The sequence below is a fragment of the Nisaea acidiphila genome, assembly GCF_024662015.1.
Classification (GTDB): Bacteria; Pseudomonadota; Alphaproteobacteria; order Thalassobaculales; family Thalassobaculaceae; genus Nisaea; species Nisaea acidiphila.
Map to the genome: position 1 here is coordinate 2,551,638 of NZ_CP102480.1, position 25,554 is coordinate 2,577,191.

General features: G+C 63.4%; 24 protein-coding genes. 14 read left to right on the forward strand and 10 right to left on the reverse strand.

Translation table 11 applies throughout. From position 1 onward, the window contains the following. The first annotated feature begins 72 nt into the window (after positions 1 to 72). The 4 genes from bhcA (at position 73) to bhcD (ending at position 4,450) form a co-directional block, all read left to right on the forward strand. Entirely contained in the window at positions 73 to 1,263 is a 1,191-nt protein-coding gene (gene bhcA / locus NUH88_RS11790; protein WP_257766606.1) for an L-aspartate--glyoxylate aminotransferase BhcA, read from the forward strand. 22 nt (positions 1,264 to 1,285) lie between these two features. Beyond that, positions 1,286 to 2,239 carry a beta-hydroxyaspartate dehydratase BhcB gene (gene bhcB, locus NUH88_RS11795; protein ID WP_257766607.1) on the forward strand — a complete coding sequence of 318 codons (954 nt, stop codon included), beginning with the start codon at positions 1,286 to 1,288 and terminating at the stop codon, positions 2,237 to 2,239. Between the two features lie 15 nt (positions 2,240 to 2,254). Then, positions 2,255 to 3,418 (forward strand): 3-hydroxy-D-aspartate aldolase BhcC, encoded by a 1,164-nt coding sequence (gene bhcC / locus NUH88_RS11800; RefSeq protein ID WP_257766608.1) that lies wholly within the window; start codon positions 2,255 to 2,257, stop codon positions 3,416 to 3,418. Between the two features lie 66 nt (positions 3,419 to 3,484). Continuing rightward, on the forward strand, positions 3,485 to 4,450 hold the full coding sequence (bhcD, locus tag NUH88_RS11805; protein ID WP_257766609.1) for an iminosuccinate reductase BhcD: 966 nt from the start codon (positions 3,485 to 3,487) through the stop codon (positions 4,448 to 4,450). Between the two features lie 101 nt (positions 4,451 to 4,551). Here bhcD and NUH88_RS11810 read toward each other — a convergent pair whose 3' ends face one another. Beyond that, positions 4,552 to 4,926: a DUF1622 domain-containing protein gene (locus tag NUH88_RS11810; protein ID WP_257766610.1), complete on the reverse strand. Its 375-nt coding sequence runs from the start codon at positions 4,924 to 4,926 to the stop codon at positions 4,552 to 4,554. Positions 4,927 to 5,112: 186 nt separating this feature from the next. On the opposite strand from NUH88_RS11810, the gene NUH88_RS11815 reads away from it, so the two are divergent. From NUH88_RS11815 to NUH88_RS11830, 4 genes are all read left to right on the forward strand, one after another. Next, positions 5,113 to 6,279: a pyridoxal-phosphate-dependent aminotransferase family protein gene (locus tag NUH88_RS11815; protein WP_257766611.1), complete on the forward strand. Its 1,167-nt coding sequence runs from the start codon at positions 5,113 to 5,115 to the stop codon at positions 6,277 to 6,279. A 24-nt stretch (positions 6,280 to 6,303) separates the two neighbouring features. Further along, positions 6,304 to 7,092: a maleate cis-trans isomerase family protein gene (locus NUH88_RS11820; protein WP_257766612.1), complete on the forward strand. Its 789-nt coding sequence runs from the start codon at positions 6,304 to 6,306 to the stop codon at positions 7,090 to 7,092. Between the two features lie 25 nt (positions 7,093 to 7,117). Then, positions 7,118 to 7,654, forward strand: a complete 537-nt coding sequence (locus NUH88_RS11825) for a PAS domain-containing protein (RefSeq protein ID WP_257766613.1) — start codon at positions 7,118 to 7,120, stop codon at positions 7,652 to 7,654. A gap of 138 nt (positions 7,655 to 7,792) precedes the next feature. Further along, positions 7,793 to 8,245, forward strand: coding sequence for a hypothetical protein (locus tag NUH88_RS11830; RefSeq protein WP_257766614.1), 453 nt, complete (start codon positions 7,793 to 7,795; stop codon positions 8,243 to 8,245). A 9-nt stretch (positions 8,246 to 8,254) separates the two neighbouring features. Here NUH88_RS11830 and NUH88_RS11835 read toward each other — a convergent pair whose 3' ends face one another. The 6 genes from NUH88_RS11835 to NUH88_RS11860 all read right to left on the reverse strand — a co-directional run bounded on the left by NUH88_RS11835 (position 8,255) and on the right by NUH88_RS11860 (position 15,150). Further along, complete coding sequence (locus tag NUH88_RS11835) at positions 8,255 to 9,505, reverse strand: SAM-dependent methyltransferase (RefSeq protein WP_257766615.1); 1,251 nt, start codon at positions 9,503 to 9,505, stop codon at positions 8,255 to 8,257. A 220-nt stretch (positions 9,506 to 9,725) separates the two neighbouring features. Then, a complete protein-coding gene (locus NUH88_RS11840) occupies positions 9,726 to 10,877 on the reverse strand; it encodes a TIGR04372 family glycosyltransferase (RefSeq protein ID WP_257766616.1) in 1,152 nt (383 codons plus the stop codon). Between the two features lie 98 nt (positions 10,878 to 10,975). Beyond that, positions 10,976 to 12,307 carry a B12-binding domain-containing radical SAM protein gene (locus tag NUH88_RS11845; protein WP_257766617.1) on the reverse strand — a complete coding sequence of 444 codons (1,332 nt, stop codon included), beginning with the start codon at positions 12,305 to 12,307 and terminating at the stop codon, positions 10,976 to 10,978. Between the two features lie 376 nt (positions 12,308 to 12,683). Next, the gene (gene phnE, locus NUH88_RS11850) at positions 12,684 to 13,490 is read right to left on the reverse strand and encodes a phosphonate ABC transporter, permease protein PhnE (protein ID WP_257766618.1); all 807 of its coding nucleotides are present in this window, start codon (positions 13,488 to 13,490) and stop codon (positions 12,684 to 12,686) included. Next, complete coding sequence (locus tag NUH88_RS11855; protein ID WP_257766619.1) at positions 13,480 to 14,235, reverse strand: phosphonate ABC transporter ATP-binding protein; 756 nt, start codon at positions 14,233 to 14,235, stop codon at positions 13,480 to 13,482. The genes phnE and NUH88_RS11855 overlap by 11 nt, the downstream gene beginning before the upstream one ends. Positions 14,236 to 14,286: 51 nt before the next feature. After that, positions 14,287 to 15,150 carry a PhnD/SsuA/transferrin family substrate-binding protein gene (locus tag NUH88_RS11860; protein WP_257766620.1) on the reverse strand — a complete coding sequence of 288 codons (864 nt, stop codon included), beginning with the start codon at positions 15,148 to 15,150 and terminating at the stop codon, positions 14,287 to 14,289. Positions 15,151 to 15,484: 334 nt separating this feature from the next. Here NUH88_RS11860 and serA point away from each other — a divergent pair, with 334 nt between their 5' ends. Together serA and NUH88_RS11870 are read left to right on the forward strand one after the other, a co-directional pair. Beyond that, a complete protein-coding gene (gene serA, locus NUH88_RS11865) occupies positions 15,485 to 16,738 on the forward strand; it encodes a phosphoglycerate dehydrogenase (protein ID WP_257766621.1) in 1,254 nt (417 codons plus the stop codon). A gap of 60 nt (positions 16,739 to 16,798) precedes the next feature. Continuing rightward, the gene (locus tag NUH88_RS11870; protein WP_257766622.1) at positions 16,799 to 17,497 is read left to right on the forward strand and encodes a DUF599 domain-containing protein; all 699 of its coding nucleotides are present in this window, start codon (positions 16,799 to 16,801) and stop codon (positions 17,495 to 17,497) included. Here NUH88_RS11870 and NUH88_RS11875 read toward each other — a convergent pair. Together NUH88_RS11875 and NUH88_RS11880 are read right to left on the reverse strand one after the other, a co-directional pair. Next, positions 17,494 to 19,533, reverse strand: a complete 2,040-nt coding sequence (locus NUH88_RS11875) for an NADH:flavin oxidoreductase (RefSeq protein WP_257766623.1) — start codon at positions 19,531 to 19,533, stop codon at positions 17,494 to 17,496. The genes NUH88_RS11870 and NUH88_RS11875 overlap by 4 nt on opposite strands. A gap of 125 nt (positions 19,534 to 19,658) precedes the next feature. Continuing rightward, positions 19,659 to 20,123 (reverse strand): flavodoxin family protein, encoded by a 465-nt coding sequence (locus NUH88_RS11880; RefSeq protein ID WP_257766624.1) that lies wholly within the window; start codon positions 20,121 to 20,123, stop codon positions 19,659 to 19,661. A gap of 185 nt (positions 20,124 to 20,308) precedes the next feature. On the opposite strand from NUH88_RS11880, the gene NUH88_RS11885 reads away from it, so the two are divergent. From NUH88_RS11885 to NUH88_RS11900, 4 genes are all read left to right on the forward strand, one after another. Continuing rightward, positions 20,309 to 21,082 carry a nitroreductase family protein gene (locus NUH88_RS11885; RefSeq protein ID WP_257766625.1) on the forward strand — a complete coding sequence of 258 codons (774 nt, stop codon included), beginning with the start codon at positions 20,309 to 20,311 and terminating at the stop codon, positions 21,080 to 21,082. A 42-nt stretch (positions 21,083 to 21,124) separates the two neighbouring features. Further along, a complete protein-coding gene (locus tag NUH88_RS11890; RefSeq protein ID WP_257766626.1) occupies positions 21,125 to 21,994 on the forward strand; it encodes an isocitrate lyase/PEP mutase family protein in 870 nt (289 codons plus the stop codon). Between the two features lie 368 nt (positions 21,995 to 22,362). Beyond that, entirely contained in the window at positions 22,363 to 24,357 is a 1,995-nt protein-coding gene (locus NUH88_RS11895) for a PAS domain-containing sensor histidine kinase (protein WP_257766627.1), read from the forward strand. Positions 24,358 to 24,473: 116 nt separating this feature from the next. Continuing rightward, entirely contained in the window at positions 24,474 to 25,232 is a 759-nt protein-coding gene (locus NUH88_RS11900) for a TVP38/TMEM64 family protein (protein ID WP_257766628.1), read from the forward strand. On the opposite strand, the gene NUH88_RS11905 is transcribed toward NUH88_RS11900, so the two are convergent. After that, positions 25,229 to 25,537, reverse strand: a complete 309-nt coding sequence (locus tag NUH88_RS11905; protein ID WP_257766629.1) for an HNH endonuclease — start codon at positions 25,535 to 25,537, stop codon at positions 25,229 to 25,231. The genes NUH88_RS11900 and NUH88_RS11905 overlap by 4 nt on opposite strands. Positions 25,538 to 25,554: the final 17 nt, after the last annotated feature.

Genomic DNA, 25,554 nt, shown 5'->3' on the forward strand with positions numbered 1-25,554 from the left:
TGCTAGAAACCGCTCATCAACGATCGGTTGCCCGGGCGCTCCATGCTGCCGGCGCCGGGTGCGGAGGAAAGAATGAACCAGCAGAACCCTGTTTTCATCCCCGGTCCGACCAACGTGCCGGAAAGCCTGCGCAAGGCGGTGGACATGCCGACGATGGATCATCGGTCCGCCGCGTTCAGCGACATCCTTCACCCGGCATTGCAGGGCGTGAAGCAGGTTCTGAAGACGCGCGAGGCCGAGATGTTCCTGTTTCCGGCAAGCGGAACCGGCGGGTGGGAGGCCGCGATCACCAACACTCTGTCTCCCGGCGACAAGGTCCTCGCCGCGCGCAACGGCGTCTTCAGCCACCGCTGGATCGATCTCTGCCAGCGCCACGGTCTCGAGGTCGAGATCGTCGATACGCCCTGGGGCACGGGCATTCCGGCCGCCCGCTTCGCTGAGATCCTCGCCGCCGACGGCTCCCACGGCATCAAGGCGGTGCTGGCGACGCACAACGAGACCGCGACGGGCGTCTGTTCCAGCATCGCGGCGGTTCGCGAGGCGCTCGACGCGAGCAGGCATCCGGCCCTGCTCCTGGTCGACGGCGTCAGCTCGATCGGCTCGATCGATTTCCGGATGGACGAGTGGGGCGTGGATGTCGCGGTCACCGGCTCGCAAAAGGGTTTCATGCTGCCGAGCGGCCTGGCGATCGCGGCGTTTTCCCCGCGGGCAAGGGCGGCCGTCGAAAGCGCCAAGCTGCCCCGGACGTTCTTCGATATCCGCGACATGGCGGAGAGCTACGCCGGCAACGGTTACCCCTACACCCCGTCGGTCGGGCTGCTGAACGGTCTGAAATGCGCGACGGAGATGCTGCTGGCGGAGGGGCTCGACAATGTCTTCGCTCGCCATCGCCGGATCGCCGACGGGGTGCGTGCCGCGGTCGGTGCCTGGGGACTGGAGCTCTGCGCGAAATCGCCGGATCTCTATTCCGACACGGTCAGCGCCATCTGCACGCCGGAGGGCTTCGACGCAGGGCGGATCGTGAGCCACGCGGCAACGGTCTATGACGTCGCTTTCGGGGCCGGGCTCGGAGAGGTCGCCGGCAAGGTGTTCCGCATCGGGCATCTCGGCAGCCTGAGCGATGTCATGGCGCTCTCCGGAATTGCGACGGCGGAAATGTGCATGGCCGATCTCGGGCTGGATGTCCGGCTTGGCTCCGGCGTTGCCGCGGCGCAGGACGTCTACCGCGCCGGTGCCGACCCCCAGCGCATGGCGGCGCAGTAAGATGCGGGCCATGGAGACGGAGATGTACATCCCGGATCTGGACGACATGCTCGCGACGCATGCGCGGATCCGGCCCCATATCAACAGGACGCCGGTCTTCAGCTCGCGCATGCTCGACGAGATGAGCGGCGCGCAGCTGTTCTTCAAATGCGAGAACCTGCAGAAGGCGGGCGCCTTCAAGGCGCGCGGCGCGTCAAATGCCGTGTTCGGTCTGACTGATGCCCAGGCCGCCAGAGGCGTGGCGACGCATTCCTCGGGCAATCACGGCACCTGCCTCAGCTACGCCGCCGGCCGGCGGGGCATTCCCTGCACGGTGGTGATGCCGCGGACCGCGCCGCAGGCCAAGAAGGATGCCGTGATTGGCTATGGCGGGCGCGTCGTCGAATGCGAGCCCTCCACCTCGTCGCGGGAGGCGGTCTTCGCCGAGGTGGTCGCGGAGACCGGACAGGAATTCGTGCATCCCTACAACGATCATCGCGTGATCGCCGGGCAGGGCACCTGCTCGAAGGAGCTGCTGGAGCAGGTCGAGGGGCTGGACGCGGTTATCGCGCCCATCGGCGGCGGCGGGATGGTCTCCGGCACCTGCCTCACGCTCTCCAATCTCGCGCCGAAGGTGGAGATCTACGCGGCGGAACCGGAGCAGGCGGACGACGCCTATCGCAGTTTCAAGGCCGGGCACATCATCGCCGACGACGCTCCCGAAACCGTGGCGGACGGGCTCAAGGTGCCGCTGAAGGAGCTGACCTGGCATTTCGTCAGCACCTGCGTGACCGACATCCTGACCGCCTCGGAACAGGAAATCGTGGATGCCATGAAGCTCATCTGGAAGCGGATGAAGCTGGTCATGGAACCCTCGAGCGCGGTGCCGCTCGCGACCATCCTCAAGAATCCGGACGTCTTCGCCGGCAAGAGGGTCGGAGTCGTGATTACCGGCGGCAATGTCGATCTGGACAGGCTGCCCTGGATGAACACCTGACGGGAGGAACGCCCCATGAACATGGAATCGAAATTCGCCAATCTGGAAGTCGGCTACGACGTTCCGGCGGTGCCGGGAATGGACGCGGCGGACATCCAGACCCCGTGCCTCGTCCTCGACATGGACGCGCTTGAGCGCAACATCAAAAAGATGGGGGATTACGCGAAGGCCCACGGCATGCGGCATCGCGTTCACGGCAAGATGCACAAGTCGGTCGATGTCGCCAAACTCCAGGAGAAGCTCGGTGGAGCCGTCGGCGTCTGCTGCCAGAAGGTGTCCGAGGCGGAGGTTTTCGCCCGCGGCGGGATCAAGGATGTTCTGGTTTCGAACCAGGTGCGCGATCCGGCCAAGATCGACCGTCTGGCGAAGCTGCCGGGTTACGGCGCGCGGACCATCGTCTGCGTCGACGACATCGCCAATGTCGCCGATCTTTCCGAAGCGGCGGTCCGTCACGGAAACCAGCTCGAATGCTTCGTCGAGATCGATTGCGGCGCCGGCCGATGCGGCGTCGTGACCAGTGGGGACGTGGTCCGGATCGCCAAGGCGATCGACGCGGCGCCGAATCTGAAATTCACCGGCATTCAGGCCTATCAGGGCGCGATGCAGCACCTCGACAGCTACGCGGCCCGCAAGGAAAAGCTCGATGCCGCGATCGCCATGGTCAAGGACGCGGTCGACGCGCTCAAAGCCGAAGGGCTGGAGCCCGAACTGGTCTCCGGCGGCGGCACCGGGTCCTACTATTTCGAGAGCAATTCCGGCGTCTATAACGAACTGCAATGCGGCTCCTACGCCTTCATGGATGCCGATTACGGCCGCATCCTGGACGAACAAGGCAAGCGGATCGACCAGGGCGAATGGGAGAACGCGCTCTTCATCCTGACCAGCGTGATGAGCCACGCCAAACCGGGGATCGCCGTTTGCGACGCGGGCCTGAAAGCCCAGTCCGTCGATAGCGGCCTGCCTTTCGTGTTCGGCCGCGACGACGTCAAATACATCAAGTGCTCGGACGAGCACGGCGTGATCGAGGACCCGGACGGCAAGCTCAGCGTGAACGAGAAGCTCCGTCTCGTACCCGGTCACTGCGATCCGACCTGCAATGTGCATGACTGGTATGTCGGCGTGCGCGACGGCAAGGTCGAAGTGGTCTGGCCGGTTTCGGCGCGCGGCAAGGCCTATTAAGGTTAGCTCCCACTGAACGCCCCGCCCTCGGCGGGGCTCTTTTCTTCAATTGTCTGGTCTGTCCCGATGTATCTGGTTCCCGAACGCGCGATTGCGGAGCTTATCTCTGCCCGCGACTGCTTCACCGCCGTCGAGCAGGTCTTCGCCTCGATGGCCCGGCGCAGCGCCTATAATTTTCCGGTGATACGGGAGGCGATCGGTCACCGGGACGCGCTTTACGGCTTCAAGTCCGGCTTCGACAGGGACAGCCTCGCGCTCGGCCTGAAATCCGGCGGCTACTGGCCGCACAATCACGAGCGGGGCCTGATCAATCACCAGTCGACGATCTTCCTGTTCGATGCCGATACGGGAAAATGCAAGGCGGTGGTGGGCGCGAACCTGATCACGGCCCTGCGAACGGCCGCTGCCGCCGCGGTTTCGGTCGCGCATCTGGCGCGTAAGGACGCGCGGACGCTCGGGATCGTCGGGGCGGGACATCAGGCGGGTTTCCAGCTCCGGGCGGTTCTGGAGCAGCGGCCCTTCGGAAAGGTGGTCGCCTGGAACCGGACGCCCGATAAGCTCGCCGCGCTCGAAAAGATCGCGGTCGATCGCGGCCTGGAGTTCCAAGCGGTCTCCCTTGAGGAATTGGGGGCGCAGTCCGACGTCATCGTAACCATCACGTCGAGTTTCGCGCCCGTCCTCGAGAATGCGGTCGTGAAAGACGGGACGCATGTCGTCTGCATGGGAACCGACACGAAAGGCAAACAGGAAGTGTCCGCGGATCTCGTCGCGCGTGCGGCCACCTTCACGGACGAGGTCGCGCAAGCAGTCACGATCGGCGAATGCCAGCACGCGCTCGCGCTCGGAGCAAAGACGGAAGCGGAAATCATCGAGATCGGTGCCGTCATCAACGGAACCCATCCGGGACGGACATCGGAACGCGAGGTCACCCTGTTCGACGGCACCGGGGTCGGATTGCAGGACCTGGCGGTGGCGGAAGTCGTCCTGCGGAGCGCCATCGAAAAGGGCGCCGCGACCGAAGTCGAGATGTAGCTGCCGGCTCCGGCGGCAAACCGAAAACTGCCGGGTTTCCCGCTTTTACGCTTTCAGACGCCGAATGCCGTCCTTTGCAGGCGTCGTTTCGCCGTTCGTCGTCATTTAGCGCTTTCCTGTTGTTTGCGCGCCGCTTCGTCGCGCTCTTCGACCCGGGTGATCTCGTGGTCGAGGAAATAGGCGAGTGCCGTCCTGATCGCGACGATGGCCCCCAGGATGCCGATCTCTTCCAGGGTACGGCGATAGATCGAGTGCAGGACGTCCGAGACGATCAGCGCTTCCAGGCCGGCCAGAAGCCAGCGTCCGAGCGTGATCCGGAACGTGATGAGGAATGATCCGGACAGCCGTTCGGCCCAGCTCCCTTCGGACCAGAAACACTCGCGCAGCGCGAGAATCGTAGCCATCACGATTCCGGCGAGCAGCAGGCAGACCGCGACGAAATCGATGACTTCTGCGGCAAGTTCCAGAATTTCCACTGAGTAACACCCGTTCCGGGAAAATCAATCGCCTTTCGGTCAATGGATCGTATCGCTGTATGACAGTGGTTCAACGTTAATTTATGTCCGGTGTCGTCGGTGCGATTGCTCTATTGCGTTGCCGGCTCCGCGCTGCTTCCATGGGCCTGCCTCCCGTTCGGGGAGTTCCATTTCAAGAGCACAGCCATGTCCGTTTCCAATTCAGGGGCCTCGCTGCCCTACCGTCTCCGCCTGCCCGGTCCGACCGCGGTTCCGGGCCGTGTCCTCCAGGCCGCCGCGCGGCCGATGGTGGCGCATCGGGGCCCCGAATTTCTCGCCCGCTTCAAATCGATCCAGCAGAGGCTGCAGCCGATCATCGGACGTGGCGGCGTTCCGCCGTTCCTCTTCGCCTCGACCGGGATCGGGGCAATGGAATCGGCGATGGTGAATGTCGCGGGGCCGGGTAAGCGGGTGCTGATCACGACCAACGGACAGTGGGGCCCGGTGTTCCGGCGGCTGGCCGAGGGGATCGGGGCCGAGGCGGACGAGGTGATCTCGCCGCTCGGCGCGCCGGTGGATCTCGACGGCGTGCGCAAGGCGCTCGCCGAAAAGGACTATGCGGCGGTCTTCACGGTGCATAGCGAGAGCTCGACCGGGGCGCTGACGGATCTGGAGGCGCTCGGCGCGATCGTCGCGGAAAGCGATGCCGTGCTCTGCTGCGACAGCGTGAGCGGGCTCGCCGGCACCGAGATGAAGGCGGATGCGTGGGGCGTCGACGTGGTGGTCTCGGCCTCGCAGAAATGCCTGATGTGTCCGCCGGGGATCGGCATCGCCAGCATCAGCGAGAAGGCCTGGGGGGTGATCGACCGCGACGACCGCGGGCCGCGCGGCTATTTCGATTATCGCAAGTTCCGGCCGATGGCGGAGAAGGGCGAGCCGACCTATACCGCGCCGGTCGCGATGCTGAACGCACTCGGCGAGGCGCTGGCGATGATCGGCGAGACCGGTCTCGCGAAGACGCTGGCCCGGCACAAACGGCACAATCGCGCCCTCACCGCCGGCCTCGAAGCGCTCGGCTTCTCCGTCTTCCCGACGGCAACACCGAGTCCGACGCTTGTCGTGGTGCGGACGCCGGAGGGGATATCGGCGCCGACGCTGATCGACCATCTGCTCAAGCGTTACAATTGCGTCGTCGCGGGCAGCCGCTTCGAGGAGCTTAAGGACCGGCTGGTGCGGATCGGCACGATGGGCTGGGTCGGCGACGAGGATATCCGGACCGATCTCGGGCAGATCGCGGCGGCGCTCCGGGATCTCGGCGGCGCGGCGGACGACAAGGACGCCCTCGCGGCGGCCGACGCGGCGCTCGCCGCTTAAAAAAACGACTGGGGGAGACGGCAGGTGACGCAGCGGGACAATTGGGGCTGGAAGGCCCGCTTCGGCATGTTCATCGTCTCCAGCGAAGCCGTTCCGGAAGCGGAATGGTGGGCCATGGCTCCGGAAGGCATCTCCGTCCACGCGGCGCGGGTCACGGCCTCCGCGCCCTGGGTGGCGTGGGACGCGGAGCGGCGCCGGGTGACGCTCGCGGACGATCTCAAGCGCGGGGCAGAGCAGTTCGCGGCGATGCGGCTCTCCGCCGTGGTGCTCGGCCATAGCTCCTCCAGCCTAGTCGGCGGCGCGGGATGGGATGAGGCGGTGATCGAACGTCTCTCGGAAATCCTCGGTCCCGAAATCTCGGTCAGCACGAACGGGCTCGATTGCCTCGCGGCCCTCGGGGCGTCCGGCGTGACGCGCCCGTTTCTTGTCTTCCCGCCCTGGTTCAACGACGCGACCCTGGAGAAGGGCCTCGCCTGGTTCGGCGCGCACGGCGTCACGCGGGCAGGCCACATGCGGCACGATCCGGGGCCCGGCTGGCGCGAGGTGCCGTTCGCGGAGATGTATCCGGAGGGTCTCGGCTTCGAACAGCAGATCGAGCCGCTCTATGCCGCGATCCGGACCGCCTGCCCGGCGGAGGCGGACGGCGTGCTCATCCTTGGCACGGGTTTCCGCTGCGTCGGGATCATCGATGCGCTGGAGCGGGATCTGGCGCGCCCGGCAATCACCGCCAATCAGGCCAGCCTCTGGCAGTGTCTCAGGCTTGCGGGGATTCGGCCGGAGATCGATGGATACGGTAGCCTTTTCGCCCGGTGACTGTTACAGCTCCGGCTGTCGTGGCATGATTGACGCCGTTGCGGCCGACCTCCGCGCCGGTTCGGCCGAGACGGACTCTCTGGCGGCGGGCGCAGGTGTGAGCTGGGAATACGAAACCTTTACGACGAGTGACGATCCGGCGATCAGCCGGTTCATGCAACTTTGGGAGGACCGCCGCCGCCCAGACCAGTCCATTCCATCGCGGCAGGCTTTCGAGATCGAGGACTTGATGGAATGGCTCGGTCATATCCTGATCCTCGACGTAATCGATGGCGGCGCCGATTTTCACTACCGGCTGGTTGGTACCGAAATCGCGACCGCGTTGGGACGTGACTATTCCGGGCGCAGGATGTCCGAATGTACCTTCGGCGTGTCGGCCGCAGATGTGATTGGAGAGTTCGGCGAGGTGGTAGCGGCCCGGCGGCCGCTGGTGCGGCGGGGTCATATCACCTGGGCTCCGGACAAGAGCTGGCGGACCTTCCGCTCTGTCCACGCCCCGCTCGCCACCGATGGGGAGACCGTCGACAAGACGATGGGAGTCCTGCTTATCGGGGATCTCTGACAGGCGCCGCCCGGCGGGGCACCAGCGAGTGTTCCCGAACTCGCCGGAAGATGCGCCCCATGGTCCGCTTCTTGCTTTTCCGTCTCTCCGTGCCCGGTGTAAGCCCGGGCCGATCCAGAAAGGTGAGAACGGGACAGTATGTCGATCGTGTTCAATGCGGACTATCCGGGTTCCGGCTTTGTTGCACCCGCCCGGAGCGTGCAATGGAATATGGGATTTGCACCTGGCGAGGGCGCGGCGGGGATCGTCGAGCGGCAGCTCGCCGGCGCGCGTCCGGCCCGCCGTGCGACCGATCGGGACGGCGCCGATGCCGCTCCCCAAACGCCGGCGGAGATGGCCGGTGCGCCGGACACGCAGGAGGCGATCCGCAGGCTATTGGCAGTCTATGGGGAGGATGAGGCCCGCGACCATTTCGGGGTACGGAGTGTGGAGTCGCGGGATCCGATCGCCAGCTACGATATCGCACTGATCGACCCGGCGCGCGAGTCCGCCGGGAAACTTGAAGGCGGAACCGCCCTCTCCGCATTCGAGTCCGTGCCGGCTCACGCTCAAACGGCGATCATGAGCGCGGAGGATTTCCTGCTTCTCTGAGGCGGAAAATCAATTCGCCTTCGCCTTCGCTTTCGGGTCCGGGACGCTGCGCAGGGCCGGCGTCGAGGCCTTTTCGAACGCGCCGATATAGTCCCGCGTCAGTGGAACGGCCTCGATATCCTTCGCGAGCTGGATCTGAAACACCATATGCCCCATCAGCCGAAAGGAGAGTTCCGAGCCGATCAGGTAGAGCTCCCACATCCGGCAGAACCGCTCGTCGTAGAGCGCGGCCATTTCCGCGCGGTGTTTCTCGAACCGCTCCCTCCAGTGACGCAGGGTCTCCGCGTAATGCAGGCGCAGGATCTCGATGTCTGTCGCCCAGAGCCGTTCCGTCTCGATCACCGGCAACACTTCCGACAGCGCGGGAGAATAGCCACCGGGGAAGATGTAGCGGCGGATCCAGGGATTGGTGACGCCCGGTCCGTCATGCCGGCCGATCGAATGCAGCAGGGCGACACCATCCGGCTTCAGCAGCGTGCGGACCTTACCGAAGAACTCGCCGTAATGGCCGACGCCGACATGCTCGAACATGCCGACCGAGACCACACGGTCGAATTCCTCGTCGAGCAGCCGGTAATCGCGCAGTTCGAACCGGACCCGGTCTTCGAGCCCGGCGGCGCGCGCCCGTTCGGAAGCATATTTGTGCTGTCCGACCGAGAGAGTGACGCCGAGCACCTCGACATCCGCCATGCGGGCCAGCGCCAGCGCGAGCCCGCCCCAGCCGCAGCCGATATCCAGCACCCGTTGCCCCGGTTTCAGCAGCAGCTTGGCGGCGATATGTCGGATTTTCGCCTCCTGCGCTGCGTCCAGTCCCATTTCCGGATGGGTGAAATAGGCGCAGGAATACTGCCGTTGAGGATCGAGGAAGCTTTCATAGAGCCGATCGGAAAGATCGTAGTGGTGCGTCACGTTTCGCTGCGCGCGATGCAGCGGGTTGTGTTGCTGCACCCGGCGCAGGAAGGCGGAGACGCCATCGATCACACGCTGAACCGGGTGCGATGCGAGATCGTCCAGATTCCTTGAGGCGATCTCTACGAAGTCATAGAGGGTGCCGTCCTCGATCGTCAGCCGCCCGTTCATATACGCTTCACCGGCGGCCATTGTCGGATGCACGGCGAGGTGCAGATCTGTGCGCCAGTCATGCACACGCAGCGTGACTTTCGGCATTCCGGATCCCACGGTCCGGGACTTTCCGGCGGGATCGATGACGGAGATCGTTCCCTTGCTGACCACTCGGGCCAGTAGTTTCGCAAAAAACATCTGACCACCCCACCCCTGGATGGCGATGGCGCGGACCGGGACGCAGACGATCGCTCCGGCCTCGCAATCGCATGTTTCACGGATGTGATATGGTTAATATTGCTTTAGTTCGGCCGAAATTTCAAATCGCCATAGCAAATTTGGGGAATCCTGGACGGAGTCCCGGGAGTCATTACCTGTCAATGCCGCCATTCTTGGTTAGGCGCGAAACATGACCCGACTATTGATTATCCGCAAACAGGCTTGTGTTGAATGCAGGTTGTAGGGGTTGCGGCATGTAGTTGGGACGCTTGGCCGGTAACGTGCCTACGGGATCGGGGATGCGCCAACCTGAGCAACCCTCCGTTTTTTCATACATGAGGTCCGCACAGCGGATGATCTCTTCGGCCGTATTCTGGAAGAGCTCAAAACCTTTGCCCGATTTCAATATCTTGTTTTTCAATAAGCCATGATGAAGGAAGCCGGCACGAAAGAATTGCTCGCCGGTCAGCAGCTGTCCGTCTCCGGTACGAAGTGTTTGAGTGAGGCAAATATCGTCGGGATTCCAGACCGCATCCGCTCCCAGCTGATTTGTGATCAGGCTCGGTGTGCCGAAAGCCGACCCCAGTACATTGGGTCCCGTGCAGCTTCCGATGAAATACCTGGCCCGGCTGATTGCAAAACATTGCAGATCGAAAGAGTCCGGGATGTCGGACAGATCAATGACGTTGCCGAGATCGTTCGGCAGCTGGCTCGATCCATGATGCCCGATGCGGACGACTTGCCCGCCCTGTTTCGCGATTATATGCCGTATCGTGTCATGAAAACTGGAAACGTCTTTGACATCTCTCAGTATCTCGTCCGGGCGATCGAGATATCCGGGCTCTCGCCAATGAATAACGGTGAACCATCGATCAGGATCAAGACCTCGGTCTTTCAGGATCTGACTGCTCTGGTCGATCTTGGATTCAGGATAGGCAAATCGGGCCTTGTAGGGGAGGCTGGGTATGATTTCGACACCGACATTGTATCCGGCGAGAAAAACATTGGTGAACCGGCCGCCGAGACGGTTCCACTCCTCGGAATTCACCGTCAATGCTCCGGAATGGACATCGAATGCGGCCATCGGCACACGGTGACCTCTCGGGAGTTCCAGGTGGCAATCAATATGTTGATTATATCCCAGGATTGTCCGTTGGATTGCAGTCGCAACGGTGGCCTCGGCAAGAAGGCTGGCCGTATTGAAAAGGTGCTTGATTGAAGCGGCCGCGATGTGCTGGCCGACCAGGTCGCCGAGATTTCTTGACGTCAGGGATGCGAAAATTCGAACGGGCCGTGGATTAAATCGAACGATACCGCCTTTCTTGGCGCGTGCCTTCGATTGATCATTCACAGTAAAGCTCCAGAATCACTAATGACCGCATCGGAATCTTCCGGCAGCAGGTCGCACTGCCGGTTTTCGGATGGCTCAAGTTATGAGAAGAGGCCCTATCAGGCTGCAAACACGTGCAGGTCCCGACGCTTGAAGTACGCCACATATTCTTTGATTGTTGCCTCGAGCATGGCGCGTTCCTCATCAGGGCGGACGTCCGGCATGATGAAATCTTTCACAGGCTCACGACAGAAGTCGTCCCAATGGTCCCGCTCGAACTTTCCTTCGGAGAGAAGCTGGCTGTAGTAAGGCGTCTCCGCCAGAGGCGAAAGGATATTGAAGTAGGGGATCCGGATATTGAGATCCGCAATAACTCCTGGGAGTTTCTGACGGTACTCTTCGGTTTCACCGGGCGCACCGAGAATGAAATAACCGAGGATATCGATCCCGTGCTTCGCGCAGTGATCGGCGAATTTTTCCACATGTTTAACGCGTTGCGACTTCTTCAAAGTCTGAAGCAGGGTGTCGTCAAGGCACTCGATCCCGACGTGCAGCCGTTTGCAGCCTGCGGCCGCAAGCTCGGCGATGACTTCCTCCCGAACCTCGACAGTGCCGCGCGCGCTCCAGTCGATATCGATGCCCCGAGACGCCAATTCGCGGCTGATATCGACGACGCGGCTTTTACGGATATTGAAAGCGTCGTCGAGAATGTGGATCGAGGTAGCTCCGTACTCAATCAGGTCCTCGAACTCATCCCCCACCCTTTCGGGGGATTTGAAGTTGAAGGTCTTCTGCTGCACGTCGCAATAGATGCAGCTGAACGGGCATCCCTTTGAGGTGAAGAGAGGCAAGCGCAAACGACCGACGTCGAAAAGCAGATCGTCGTTCTTTTCGATGTAGTAATCTTCTTTGTTCAGAAGCTTCCGGGCCGGCATGGGCAGGTTGTTCAGGTCGGCCTGGCCGCCATCGAAAACGCCTTTGGGGCAGCCATCGGCCAGCCACTTGGGAAAGGTAACTTCCGCGTCGTCAATGAACACGGCATCGGCGCCCTGTTCGAGAATATAGGCGGAACTCTTCGTCGCGTGCGGTCCGCCAACGACCTTCACAGGCGCGGTGCAGCGATTCAGGATCTGCACCATCGACCAGGCGCGGTAGGTGACAACGGAAAGCCCCAGGATGTCGGGTTCGAATGCCTCGATCTCTTCGATCGTCTCTTCTAGCGTGAGGCCACGGCTGGCGGCGTCGAGAACCTTGACTTCGTAACTCGGAGGAATGCACGCAGCAATGCTCAGCACGCCGAGCGGCATGTATTTAACAGCGCTGTTCTTATAGAACTTGTCCGTTACCTTGTCGCGCACTTCGCCTTCATAAGGCATTACGGCGAGGAGAATTTTTCTCGGCCGGAGACCCGGTATCCAGCTCACCGGAACGATCGTGGAATCTTGGTTCATGGACTAGGTTTCTCAATCAATCGCTAATTTGTCGCCGACCGTATCAGACGCAACTTAGAACGTTCGTTACTCAAAGCGAGCCTGACCTTCAGGAAACTCTCTCCCAAATACCACTGAGAACGTTGATTCTAAGTAGCTTTCCAAACAGCATAACCTACTCTGCATAGCAAAATCGCGCAACCTGGGAAATTGGGAATCTAAGCAGAACTCTCGGCTCGCCGAGACGTGAAAGTCGGGTTGCGGGTAATTATGACTCGAATGGTGGTCTAGAAGATCGTGCGGGATTTCCGGCGAATGCCGAAATCACCCGGCGGGATTAAGAAAACTTGTTTGGCGCCTTTGAAGAATCGATCTCACCGATAGCTGTGTGACGTGTTCAGCCGATGCGCTGCCGTAACCAGTCCGTAAGCCGTTCCATCACCAGCACGATAACGAAAATCGCGAGAATGATCGCCGAGGCTTTCGGGTATTGGAAGAGCTCGAAGGCGGTCTTCAGTTCCTGTCCGATTCCGCCGGCGCCGACAATCCCGAGCACGACGGAGGAGCGCACTGCCAGCTCGAGGCTGAACAGGCTGGTATTGACGAAGGACGGCATGCAATCCGGCACGACGGCGGAGAAGAGGATGTCGACCTTCCGGGCGCCCGCGGCGTCGAGGGCCTCGCGGGACTGACGGTCGGATTCCTCCATCGCCTCGGCGAAGAAACGCCCGCAAAAGCCGGCGGTATCGACGATGATGGTCAGCGTGCCCGCGACCGCGCCGAGGCCGACGGCGGAGACGAAGAAGAGCGCCCAGACCAGGTCCGGTACCGTGCGGAAAAGCGATACCACGGCACGGGCCGCCCAGCGGAACGGGCCCAGCGGCGAGAGGCCGGCGGCGCCGCACCAGGCGAGCGGAAAGCTCAGCAGAATCCCGAAGAAGGTGCCGGCAATGGCGATTTGGATGGTTTCCAGCAACCGCACCGCCATCCGTCCGAGAAAGGCGGGATCGGTATCCGGGGGCAGCATGCGGTCGAGCAGGGAGCCCATGCGCGGGAAGGCGCCGGCAAGCCTTTCCGGCGACGGCGTGACCTCGGTGATCGAGGCCACGAGAAGCGCGCCGACCGCGACCGCCAGCGCGAAGCGCAGTGGGTCGAGTTTCGCGACGCGGGGCAGGCGTCCGGCGGCGGATTGGTCACTGGCCATGGAAAATTGGCTCCAGATCGCACCGCTTCAGGCTGCCACTTGAGGCATCCAGCACAATGCGGCCCTGGCGCAAGGCAATCACCCGGTCCGAGTAGGCAAGTGCGTGGTCCATATCGTGGGTGGTGAAAAGCAGGGTGCTGCCGCGTTCGACGGCAAGCCTGTGGAAGAGAGTCATGACTTCGGCCCCGGCTGCCGGGTCAAGACTGGCGGCGGGCTCGTCGGCGATCAGCAGCTCGGGCTTGTGGACGATGGCCCGTGCGATGGCGACCCGCTGCGATTGTCCGCCGGAAAGGGTGTCGGCGCGTGCATTCCATTTCTCCTCGAGCCCGACGGCCTCCAGTGCGTTCAGGGCCTCCGCGCGCAATGACGCCGGAGCCAGGGCCTGATGCCAGGCGCGCCAGCCGATGTCCTGTCCGAGATAACCGTTCACCACGTTGGAAAGCGCGCTGGTGCGGCGGACCAGGCCGTGGAACTGAAAGACGAAGCCGAGGCGCTTGCGCAGGGCGCGGCGCTGGCGGGCGCTCGGCTGGGTGGAAAAGTGCTCGTCGAGGATCCCGATCGAGCCGCCGGTAATCGGCAGCAGTCCCGCGAGGCAACGGAGCAGCGTGGATTTCCCGGCGCCGTTCGGGCCGATCAGCGCGACGCGCTCGCCGCGCGCAATGGCGAGGGAGACACCGTGCAGCACCTTGAGACCGCCCGAAAAGATCTTCTCGGCCCGCTCGACCTGGATGATGGATGAAGACATGGGTACTTGCCGGACCCGGCGCAGGAAAAGGCGCCGGGTCGACCGATCCGATCAGTCGCCAACGAAGCTGGTGAAGCTCTCGACCCCGATCGTCTTGTACATGGAGCGGACATAGTCGTAATCCGCGTCATTGACCGAGGAGAGGAAGAAACCGCCCTCGTATTTCTTGTTGTCGTCGCCTTTCAGGACCGCGGCGAGCAGGGACTGACCGTCCTCGGCGAAGGCCTTGCGGACCTTGGCGACGACGTCCTTGTCCGCGCCGGCACGGGCGACGAGGATGTCGTTCGGCAGGTCGCGGCCGCGGGCGATCACCGTGAAGGCAACGTCCGGATAGGCTTTGCGGGCCTTCTGCAGATGTCCGAAATTCATCCCGATGGCGCTGATATCGCCGCGGATCAGGGCTTCGATGGCGACGTTGCGGGAGATGATCTTCGGCTCGTAGTCGCGGCCGTAATCGAGGCCGAGATCGGCGAGCGCCTGCGCCGGGCCGAGATGCTGGGAGGTGGAGCCGACCGAACCGAAGGAGATCACCTTGCCTTTCAGGTCCTGCACCTTCTTCACCGGACCGCTCGCGAGCGTGACGATCTGCGCGAAATAGTCGGGCCGCTGCCAGGCGACGACGATCTCCGGCTTGGTCAGTTCCTTGAGCACGACATATTCGGCCGGGCCGGTCAGCACGAAATCGACCTGGCCCGCATTCATCGCCTCGACGGCGGCGGTGCGGTTGCCGACCGGGAACAGTTCGAGATCGAGACCGGTGCTCTTTTCGATCGCTTTCTCGAAGGCACCGAATTCCTGCTGCAGGGCTTCAAGACCCTCGATATCGGTGACCGCAAAACGGATCGGGTCGGCCGCCTGGGCCAGGGTGGGGAGAGAAACGGCCATGATCGCGGCCGCTAGAATCCTGCGCAGCATCGGTTACGCCTCCATAGTGCGGGCCTTTGCCCGGATTGCCAGATAGGCGGACGGTAGCGAGGCACATGTATCGTCCTGATGTTGGGTGTGTGGCGGCTTGGTGGCGGTTTAATGACTCTTGAGTGTCATCCGGCGGCGGAGCGGACGCGGCCGGTCTAGTCCGGCATAACGAGATCTTCGAACCCGCCGGCGACGTGGAACCCGAAACACCGGTGCCTTGCGAATTGACCGGTGCCTCTATATGTCTACGGCCCCGCTGCGGAGTGCATCGTTTTTTCCGCTGCGAGCGAATGCGTCCCGAAGACGCCGGTAACCGACCCGGACCCGTTGCCAGATGAGCACAATCCAGAATCCGTCTCTTCCCAAAGACAAGATCAAGTTTCTCCTGCTCGAGGGAATTTCCGAAACCGCCGTGCGCCAGCTCGAACTGGCAGGATATCCGTGCATCGAGCGGCACGCGAAGGCGCTTGAGGAAGATGCCCTGAAGGAGGCGCTGGCCGATGTCCGTCTGCTTGGCATCCGCTCCCGGACCAAGATGACGGAGAGCGTGATCGCCTCGACGGACAAACTCATCGCACTCGGTTGTTTCTCTGTCGGAACGAACCAGGTGGATCTCGAGGCGGCGAAGCGCAAGGGCATTCCGGTTTTCAACGCGCCGTTCTCGAACACTCGCAGCGTGGCGGAACTGACAATCGCCGAGATCGTGATGCTGTTCAGGCAGACCTTTCCGCGCTCGGTCGGCGCACATGAGGGGCGCTGGCAGAAATCGGCGGTTGGCAGCCGTGAGGTGCGGGGCAAGACGCTCGGCATCGTCGGTTATGGCAATATCGGAACCCAGCTCGCGGTCCTCGCCGAAGCCATGGGCATGCGGGTGATCTTCTTCGACCGCACCGACAAGCTGCGTCACGGCAACGCGGAGCCGGCGGAGAGCCTGGACGCGCTGCTGGAAGCCTCCGACGTGGTCTCGCTGCATCTGCCGGAAACGCCCGAAACGAAGGACATGATCGGCGCGCGCGAGATCGGCAAGATGAAAAAAGGCGCCCATCTGATCAATAACGCCCGGGGCACCATCCTCGATGTCGATGCGCTCGCGGCGGCGCTGAAGAGCGGCCATCTGGCAGGAGCTGCGGTGGATGTCTTCCCGGTCGAGCCGAAATCGAACGCGGACAGTTTCGCCTCGCCGCTGCAGGGCCTCGACAATGTGATCCTGACGCCGCATGTCGGCGGATCGACCGAGGAAGCGCAGGAGCGGATCGGCGAGGAAGTGATCCGCAAGCTGATCGAATATTCCGACGTCGGGTCGACCGCCGGCGCGGTGAATTTTCCAGAGGTCCAGCTGCCGCCCCGTCCGGCGGGGACCCGTTTCATCCAGGTTCAGCGCAACCTGCCGGGAGAACTCGGGCGTCTGAACGACGTCTTCGCCGCGTACGACATCAATATCGCCGCCCAGCATTACCAGACCGACGGCGAGATCGGTTATGTGGTGCTGGATGCGGAGGGGCATGTCGAGAAGGCGGACGAGGTGATCCGCGCGGTGCGCGCGCTCGACGGCACGATCCGCGCTCGGGTTCTGAACCGGGTCGCCTGACCGAACGGCTTGGTGCCGGGCCTTGCCCGGCGCTAGAATGCCGCCGGGTAGGGGATCTGAATGCAGTCTGTGCTGGACATCCTGCGGCGCGACGATCTGATCGCGCTCGCGCTCTTCATGACCTGCTGGCTCGGCTACGAGACGTTCGTCGCCGTCGCGGTGCGGCGCGGCAAGGGCCTGCCGGCGGCCATGCAGGCCTGGCGGCGGGATTGGTTCAGTGCGGCGGTGGAGCGCGAAAACCGCATCATCGACGTGCAGATCGTGCGTTCTCTCGCGGGAAACTCCGCCTTCATGGCCTCGACCAGCATCTTCGTCGTCGGCGGTCTCGCCGCCGTGTTCGGCGCCTCGGAGCAAGCGGTGGCCGTGCTCAACCGGTTTTCCTTCCTGATCGAGACCACCCAGGACCGCTTCGGTCTGAAGATCGCACTGTTGATCTTCATTTTCACCTTTGCCTTCTTCCGGCTCGCCTGGTCGATCAGGCTGCACAACAACGCGGCGGTGGTGCTCGGTGCGATCCCGCAGCCGGAACTCGCTGATCAGCGGGAGACCGGGATCGCCCGCGCCGCGGTCGCGGCGGAACTCGCGAGCCTCGCGGCCCGGCACTACAACGGCGGTGTGCATTCCTATTATTTCGGGCTAGCGGTCTGCACCTGGTTCCTGCATCCCTTCGCCTTCATGGCGGCCTCGCTCTGGGTCGTGGCGATCCTATATCGCCGGGAGTTCCGCTCCCGAGCGCTGAAGACGGTCCGGCGGGGCTAGAGATCCTTGGCGAAACGCAGCCCGTCGTAGATCGCCGCGTGGATGTTACGCGAGGCGACGGCGTCGCCGATACGGGCCAGAACGAAGGTTCCGTTGGGATTGCGTAGCGGATAGGCGTTTTCCGACCGGATCAGGGCCTTGTAATCGACCGTTCCGAGATTGCTGGAGAGGGGTTTCAGCGCAAAATAAAGTTCGTCCAGCGGAAGCGTGCCGTGCTCGACCACGACATGGTCGACCTCCCGCGCCGTCGTGCCGGGGTCGTAATCGGAGCCGAGCGTCGCGGTCAGAACGTTGCCGTTCCTGGCGACGCCGGTCAGGCGCGTATTGATCGTGATCCGGCTGGCGGAGCGGTGTAGCGCGCCCGCATAGGGTACGTGATTGAGGCCGCCGATCTCCGGCGCGAAAAAGCGCTCCGGCGTTACGATCTCCACCTCGGCGCCTTTCTCGATCAGCATTTCGGCCGCCTGCAGCGCGGGATGGCCGCCATTGTCGTCATAGACCAGGACGCGGCCAGTCGGGCTTACCTCGCCGGAAAGGATGTCCCAGGTCGAATGCACCAGTTCGTTGCCGGCCTCCAGGATATCCGTGTTCGGCAGGCCGCCGGTCGCGACGAAGACCATGTCCGGCGCTTCGGCGGTCACGTCCGTTTCTTCAGCGTAATGATTGAAGCGGATTTCCACGCCCGACGCTTCGAGCTGTTCCAAGCGCCAGTCAACGATGCCGATCAGCTCAGAGCGGCGCTTGCTCTGCGCGGCAAGGCGCACCTGTCCGCCCGCTTCGGGCCCGGCTTCGAAGACAGTCACCTCATGACCGCGCGCGGCGGAGACGCGGGCCGCTTCCAGTCCCGCGGGACCGGCGCCGACAACGACCACGCGCTTGCGAGTCCCGTCGCTCGAGGCAATCACATGCGGCATGGTGAGTTCGCGCCCGGTGGCGGCATTGTGGATGCAGAGTGCCTCGTGCCCCTCATAGATCCGGTCGAGGCAGTAGGTCGCGCCGACGCAGGGGCGGATATCCTGCTCCCGACCCTGGGAGAGCTTCAGCGCGATATGCGGCTCGGCGATATGGGCGCGGGTCATGCCGACCATGTCGAGTTTGCCCTCGGCCACGGCGTGCCGGGCGGTGGCGACGTCCTGAATGCGGGCGGCGTGGAAGACCGGGAACTTGGTCTCGGCGCGGACCTCGCCTGCGAAATCGAGATGCGGGGCGGAGGCCATGCCCTGGACCGGGATCACGCCGGAGAGCGCGGCGTCGGTATCGATATGGCCGCGGATGACGTTCAGGAAATCAACCTGTCCGGTGGCGACGAGGCGGCGGCAGATCTCGATCCCCTCCTCGCGCGAGAGGCCTTTCTCCCACTGCTCGTCGGCGACCAGGCGGAGCCCGACGATGAAGTCCGGCCCGACCCGCTCACGAATGCCGTCGAGAACGTGCCGGGTGAAACGCAGGCGATTGTCCAGGCTGCCGCCATGCTCGTCGGTCCGGAAGTTCGTCGCCGGGGACCAGAACCCGTCGAGCAGATGGCCGTAACATTCGAGCTCGATGCCGTCGAGACCGGCCGCCTGCATGCGCTCGGCGGCGGCGGCATAGTCCCCCGCGATACGGTCGAGATCCCAGTCCTCCGCCTCTTTCGGAAAGGCCCGATGCGCCGGCTCGCGCACCGGCGAAGGGGCGAGCACCGGTAGCCAGTCCGCCTTGTTCCAGTTCGTCCGGCGTCCGAGATGGGTCAGCTGGATCATCACCGCCGTGCCGTATTCGTGGCAGTCGTCGGTAATCCGTTTCAGATGCGGAACGATCTCGTCCTTATAGGCATAGAGATTGCCGAAAGCGGCGGGGCTGTCTTCCGAGACCACGGCTGAGCCCGCCGTCATGGTGAGCGCGATCCCGCCTTTCGCTTTTTCCAGGTGATAGAGCCGGTAGCGGTCCGTCGGCATCCCGTTTTCGGAGTAGGCCGGTTCGTGCGAGGTCGACATCAGCCGGTTGCGCAGGGTCAGGTGCTTCAGCTGATAGGGCTGCAGCAACGGATCGTTGGACATGGCAGATCTCTCCGGCTCGGACACTTCTTGCTTGGCCTTAGGCTAGCAGCCCGGCCAGGGGGGACTCGTTCCGGGCCGACAGTTTGCTGACGTTCCCAGAAAACTCCGGTCCGGAAAACTCCGGCCTAGAAAATTCCGGCTTCCAGCCCGGCGGCCATGCCGGCGCCCAGCTCGCGGCATTGAGCGACGAAACCCGGGTCGAACGGTCCCCGGCAGACCAGCGGCTCCTGTACGGCACGCCAGCGCAATCCCGTGGTGATACTGTCAACCGCCCGGCAGGTTCCGGTGCCGTCATGGCCGGCGCGTACGAAGAGCGCATAGGGGAGGCCCTGGGTTTCCTCGAGGCAGGGATAATAGATCCGGTCGAAGAAATCCTTCAGGGCGCCGCTCATATAGCCGAGATTTTCGGTGGTCCCGAGCAGGATGGCATCGCAGGACATGACCTCTTCCGGACCCGCGTCGAAGGGACTGAGGCCGGTGACGGCGATCTCTCCGCCGCTGGCCTCAACGGCTCCGTGCCGGACCGCTTCAAGCAAGGCGCGCGTGTTCTCGGAGGGCGCGTGGGCGACGATGAGCAGCGATTTTGTCATGCGGGTAATCCTAGCAAATCGGAGGCGCACCGCACGGCTCCATTCGTGCCGTCGCGGAACCGCTGGTTTTCTCGCTCAAGACACTGCATTGCGGGAGCACGGCTTGCGGCCGGCCCGCTTCCAAGTAGAGTCGCGGGCCAAAGGCGCGGCTCGGCCGCGCGACCGGAACCGGAGAAAGACCCGACATGCCCGACTTCCAGAAGATTCCCTCGAACGACGTTATCGATACGCTGCTCAAGCGGGTGAGCGTCCGCAAGTTCACCGACGAGCAGATCAGCGACGAGACCCTCGACCTCATCCTGAAAACCTCTTTCCGCGCCCCGACTTCGTCGAACATTCAGGCCTACAGCGTGGTCGTGGTGCGCGATCAGGAGAAGCTCGACGCGCTTGCGGCGGCTTCGGGCGGGCAGCGTCATGTCGCGCAGGCGCCGGTTTTTCTCGCCTTCTGCGCCGATATCTCGCGGATCGAGGATGCGCTGGTTCGGAATGGCCACAGTATCGACAGCAACAATCTGGAAACCGGTCTGGTTTCGGCGATCGACGCCGCACTGGTCGGAATGTCGGCCTATCTCGTTGCGGACAGTCTCGGGATCAAGGGCGTGATGATCGGCGGAGCCCGCAACAAGCCGCATGAGGTCGCGCACATTCTCGGACTCCCGCAGCGCGTGTTCTGTGTCTTCGGCATGTCTCTCGGCTGGCCGGCGGAGGCGCCGGCGCAGAAACCGCGCATGGACTATGACGGGCTGGTGCATTTCGAGCAGTACGGCAAGAGCCGCAGCGGCGCGGATGCGAAGAAGGTCGTTGACGATTACGACGTTGCGCTTGCGGAACATTATCGCGGGCAGGGACGCCAGACGACGGACGCATCCTGGTCGGACGACATGGACAAGAAGTTCCATCCCTGGCTGCGCGACGATCTGCGCGAACGGCTGAAGGAACTCGGATTCGATTTCCGCTAGAGCGGGCAAACCGCCGGACGGAACATAAGGGGAGGATCGAAAATGGACTGGAAAGACCGCCGCCGGAAGTTCCGGCAGGTGATCGGGAGCGAGCGCTGCATCCGTCCCGGATCGGTACATGACGCGCTGTCAGCGCGGATCGCCGAGGATCTCGGTTTCGAGGCGGGCATGCTCGGCGGCTCGGTCGCCTCGCTCGCCGTGCTCGGCGCACCGGATGTCATGGTGTTGACCCTGAGCGAGCTGGCGGGCCTTGTCCAGCGGATCAACCGGGCGGGAAACCTGCCGCTGATGATCGACGCGGATCACGGCTTCGGCAATGGGCTGAACGTCCGGCGTACGGTTGAAGAACTGGAGACCGCCGGCGCCGCCGGGCTTTCCATCGAGGACACGGACCTTCCGGAACCCTATGGCAGCGGCGGCAAGACCCGGATCCTCTCCATCGAGGAGGGTGTCGGCAAGATGCGCGCGGCACTGGCCGGCCGGCAGGATCCGGATCTGGTCATCGCGGGACGGACCAGCGCCGCCTCGGTGAATGGGCTCGACGACGCGATCGCCCGGGCGAAAGCTTACGAGGCGGCAGGCGTCGACGCGATCTTCCTGATCGGACTCAAGACCCGAGCGGAGCTCGATGCGGCCTCGGAAGCGGTCGGCCTGCCGCTGATCATCGGCGGGGTGCCGCCGGAGCTGAACGACTGGGATTACCTCTCGGCGCGGCGGGTCCGGATTGCCTTGCAGGGACACCAGCCGATTTCCGCCGCGATTGCTGCTGTCGAAAAAACTCTGCGGGCGCTCAAGGAGGGCGCACACCCGTCCGAGATCGACGGACTTGCGGCGCCCGATCTGATCCGGCGCGTGACACGGGCGGACGATTACGAGGCCCTTGCGGAGCGGACGCTCGGCAGGTCCGACTGAGCGGCGGCCGGACCTTCTCCAAGATCGCGGGTTTTCGCCAATATGCAGGCCGTCCTCCGGCGTGCGCTGCTATCACTGCGCGAAGGTCTGCACTTGGCACCGAAAGAAGCGGTCAGGCGCATGCGGGACGGAATGGAGCTCGGCGCGCTTAGGAAAGTTGCCATTCGGTCAGAGGGTTACTTGCTCCGGTCGCCGCCAGCCTGGCCATGTTCTCCAGCAAATGGGGGACAGCCTGGAGTAGGGCTGAAAAAATCTCGGACGGGCGGATTCCCTTTGTGGCCCGGATAAGGCAGTCTGCTCCGTTCGCGCGAGCAGGAAAATCGGGCGCGCGGCGGATTGGATCAAACCTGGGGAATCGAACTCGCGCCATGGACAATATGGCGGATATTGCCGCTCTTTCGCGCCGGGAGGTTTTCGCGGACGCCATTCCGTCGGAGCAGCGTGGACCCGACCTGACGGTTCTGCATCGCACGCCCGGTTTCGAGAGCCTTCTCGGCGAACTTGCCATTCCGGCACTCGAGGACGCGGACCCGGCCTATTTCTCGATGCTGAAATCGGTTCTGGCCAACGGCGAGACACGTAGCCGGACCTTGCGGGTGGATGCCGGCGACAGACAGCGGTTTCTCAGGGTCGATGCCTATCCGTGCCGTGAAGAGAACGGAGCGGTCGCCGCCATTGTTGTGACTGTGTCGGACAATGCATCCGCTGCCCGGCGCGAGAACGCGATCCTGCGCAACCTGGAGCTCGAACGCTCCCGCTTCGACGATTATCCGGTCGCCACCACGGACGAGGACTGGACCGGTGCCCGCCGCGTTCTCGAGCGCCTCGCTCGCGAGGGCCATACCGACATCGAATCCTATGTCCGCGAAAAACCGGAGATCCTGACCGACCTCGTCGCCGGCGCCCGGGTGGTCGACCTGAACGACGCGGCCGTACGCACCTACAGCGCGCCTGATAAACGTGCGCTCATCGATCGTTTCAACGAAGCGCCGGATCTCACGACCTATAACCCGGAAACCGGTTACTCCGACATTTTCGTGTCCCTGCTCGCGCGCTTTCTTGCCGGCGACAACAAAGTCGTGCTGGAAGGTTGGGATCGAACCTTCGACGGTCGGGACATCTATCTGCGCACGACCACGAACGTCATGCCCGGCTTTGAGTCGAGTTGGGGCTGGGTGCTGCAGACGGTCGAGGACATCACCGATCGCAAGCAGATTGAGGATAAGCTGCGGGAGGCGCAGGAGCGCTACGAACTCGCCGTGGAGGGCGCCAGGGACGGACTCTGGGACTGGAATTTCGGTGAGAACGAGTTCTTCGCCTCGGCGCAGATGTGCCGGACCGTCGGATGGGGCGATGAGCCACGCACGATGATGTCGCGGGACTCCGCGAGCCACATCCATCCCGACCAGCGGCGGGCCGTGCGCCGCGCTCTGGTGCGTCACTTGCGATCCGGCGCGGATGCCTTCTCGCTTGAGTATCGTGTGTCGGACAACGACGGCGATCCCGTTTGGGTTTCCAACCATTGCAGGGTGGTGCGCGACAAGGCTGGCAAGGTGGTCCGGATGGCGGGGTCGGTCACCGATGTGACCGCGCGCAAGCGGCACGAGGACGAGCTGCGCGCAGCGAAGGAACAGGCCGAGATCGCCAACCGGGCAAAGACCGAGTTTCTCGCAAATATGAGCCACGAGCTCAGGACACCGCTGAACGCCATACTCGGATTCTCGCAGACGATCGAATCCGAGATGTTCGGAGCCCTGCCTAACGAGAAGTACAAGGAATATGCCGGCGACATTCACAGCAGCGCCGCGCATCTGCTTGAGGTGATCAACGACATTCTGGACATGTCGAAGATCGAGGCGAACGAGTTCGTGGTCGGTGACGACCTGTTCGATGCGACCGCGGCGGCGCAGCGGTGCGTTCGCTTCATGAGCGAGCGCGCGTCCCGAAAGGAAATCGAGATTTCCGTCTCGATCGAGGCCGAGCGGATCGCGATCGAGGCCGACCAGCGGATGTTCCGGCAGATTCTCCTGAATCTGCTGTCGAATGCCGTCAAATTCACAGAGCGGGGCGGGAAGGTCTGGGTCGAAGGTGGTGCGATCGTAGACGGGTATCTTGAGTTCCGGGTCGGCGATACCGGCATCGGCATGGCGCCGGAGGACGTGGATGTCGCGCTGACGCCCTTCGGCCAGGTCGGCCGCGGCCGCATGGTCGCGCAGGAAGGCTCGGGTCTCGGGCTCTCGATCGTCTCCCGGCTCATGGAATTGCATGGCGGCGATCTCGCCATCGACAGCGAGCCGGGCAAGGGTACGCTCGTCACGCTTAGATTCCCGGAAGACCGTTACCGGGCCGATATCTCGGTCTGAGAGTCGCGATTGGCGCGGGTTCAGGTCACGCCGGTGTGAAATCGTTTCATGTGCCGTCCGGTACCGGATGTATTACGTCCAAGCTGAGCCCATCGGCAAAACGGACGAGGTCTGAAGTGGTCGAGGAAACAGAGGTGCGTAACGGTCTCGAAGAGCAACGCGGCGGAAGCGGTTGGCTGTCCCGCCTCCTGCCGGTGCTCCTCCTTGTGCTCGCAACTGGTCTGTTCTTCGGTCTCGGCCTCGACCGCTATGTGAGCCTCGAGCTGCTGCGGGAGAACCGGGACCTTCTGACCGGCTTCGTGACGGATCATTACCTCGTCGCCGCACTCGTCTTCATCGGGCTCTATGCCGTCGTGACAGGCCTTTCCGTTCCGGGTGCGGCCGTACTGACCCTGAGTGGCGGCTTTCTCTTCGGCACGGTCGGCGGGACCGCCTATGCCGTCATCGGTGCCACGCTCGGCGCGACGGCGATCTTCCTTGCGGCCCGCACGGCTTTTGCCGACGTGCTGCGCCGCCGCGCCGGACGGGCGATCGGTATGATGCGCGAAGGCTTCCGCAAGGATGCCTTCAACTATCTGCTTTTCCTGCGGCTGGTCCCGGCCTTTCCATTTTTCCTCGTGAACCTGGTTCCGGCCTTTCTCGGGGTCTCCACGCGGACCTACGTGCTCGCGACGGTGATCGGCATTATCCCGGGCGGTTTCGTCTTCGCCTCTGTTGGGGCCGGCCTCGGCAGTATCTTCGATCAGGAGGGCGAGATCGGGCTCGCCGACGTGATGACGCCGGAGATCATCCTCGCGATGGTCGGTCTCGGAGTTTTGGCCCTGGTGCCTGTCGCGGCCAAGCGTTTCCTCGGCCGCAAGGATCCCCGGGGCTAGCGCCGCCGCCGCGGCCGCTTGTGCCAGTCATTGTATTCCGGCGGCCGCCGTTTCACCCATGCGACGAATTTTTCCATTTCGGGATGGCTCAGGATCTCGCTCGCCGTGCTGTAGCGCCGGGCGAGGTCGCTCTCGCTGAACAGCGCATGGATTTTGCGGTGGCAGATCTGGTGCATCCAGCCCCATTCCCGCCCGCCATACGCGCGCGGGACCCAGTGATGGCGGTCGACCGAGCTTCCGGGGACCATCGGGCGGCCGCAGATCGGGCAGCTTTCCGTCAGTTCCGGTGCCGACCCGGTCCGCATGGCGGACGATCCGCGAT

Coding starts and splice junctions, on each gene's coding strand:
- bhcA (WP_257766606.1), top strand. CDS start 73: ATGAACCAGCAGAACCCTGTTTTCATCCCCGGTCCGACCAACGTGCCG.
- bhcB (WP_257766607.1), top strand. CDS start 1,286: ATGTACATCCCGGATCTGGACGACATGCTCGCGACGCATGCGCGGATC.
- bhcC (WP_257766608.1), top strand. CDS start 2,255: ATGAACATGGAATCGAAATTCGCCAATCTGGAAGTCGGCTACGACGTT.
- bhcD (WP_257766609.1), top strand. CDS start 3,485: ATGTATCTGGTTCCCGAACGCGCGATTGCGGAGCTTATCTCTGCCCGC.
- NUH88_RS11815 (WP_257766611.1), top strand. CDS start 5,113: ATGTCCGTTTCCAATTCAGGGGCCTCGCTGCCCTACCGTCTCCGCCTG.
- NUH88_RS11825 (WP_257766613.1), top strand. CDS start 7,118: ATGATTGACGCCGTTGCGGCCGACCTCCGCGCCGGTTCGGCCGAGACG.
- NUH88_RS11830 (WP_257766614.1), top strand. CDS start 7,793: ATGTCGATCGTGTTCAATGCGGACTATCCGGGTTCCGGCTTTGTTGCA.
- NUH88_RS11835 (WP_257766615.1), bottom strand. CDS start 9,505: ATGTTTTTTGCGAAACTACTGGCCCGAGTGGTCAGCAAGGGAACGATC.
- NUH88_RS11845 (WP_257766617.1), bottom strand. CDS start 12,307: ATGAACCAAGATTCCACGATCGTTCCGGTGAGCTGGATACCGGGTCTC.
- phnE (WP_257766618.1), bottom strand. CDS start 13,490: ATGGCCAGTGACCAATCCGCCGCCGGACGCCTGCCCCGCGTCGCGAAA.
- NUH88_RS11855 (WP_257766619.1), bottom strand. CDS start 14,235: ATGTCTTCATCCATCATCCAGGTCGAGCGGGCCGAGAAGATCTTTTCG.
- NUH88_RS11860 (WP_257766620.1), bottom strand. CDS start 15,150: ATGCTGCGCAGGATTCTAGCGGCCGCGATCATGGCCGTTTCTCTCCCC.
- serA (WP_257766621.1), top strand. CDS start 15,485: ATGAGCACAATCCAGAATCCGTCTCTTCCCAAAGACAAGATCAAGTTT.
- NUH88_RS11870 (WP_257766622.1), top strand. CDS start 16,799: ATGCAGTCTGTGCTGGACATCCTGCGGCGCGACGATCTGATCGCGCTC.
- NUH88_RS11875 (WP_257766623.1), bottom strand. CDS start 19,533: ATGTCCAACGATCCGTTGCTGCAGCCCTATCAGCTGAAGCACCTGACC.
- NUH88_RS11880 (WP_257766624.1), bottom strand. CDS start 20,123: ATGACAAAATCGCTGCTCATCGTCGCCCACGCGCCCTCCGAGAACACG.
- NUH88_RS11885 (WP_257766625.1), top strand. CDS start 20,309: ATGCCCGACTTCCAGAAGATTCCCTCGAACGACGTTATCGATACGCTG.
- NUH88_RS11890 (WP_257766626.1), top strand. CDS start 21,125: ATGGACTGGAAAGACCGCCGCCGGAAGTTCCGGCAGGTGATCGGGAGC.
- NUH88_RS11895 (WP_257766627.1), top strand. CDS start 22,363: ATGGACAATATGGCGGATATTGCCGCTCTTTCGCGCCGGGAGGTTTTC.
- NUH88_RS11905 (WP_257766629.1), bottom strand. CDS start 25,537: ATGCGGACCGGGTCGGCACCGGAACTGACGGAAAGCTGCCCGATCTGC.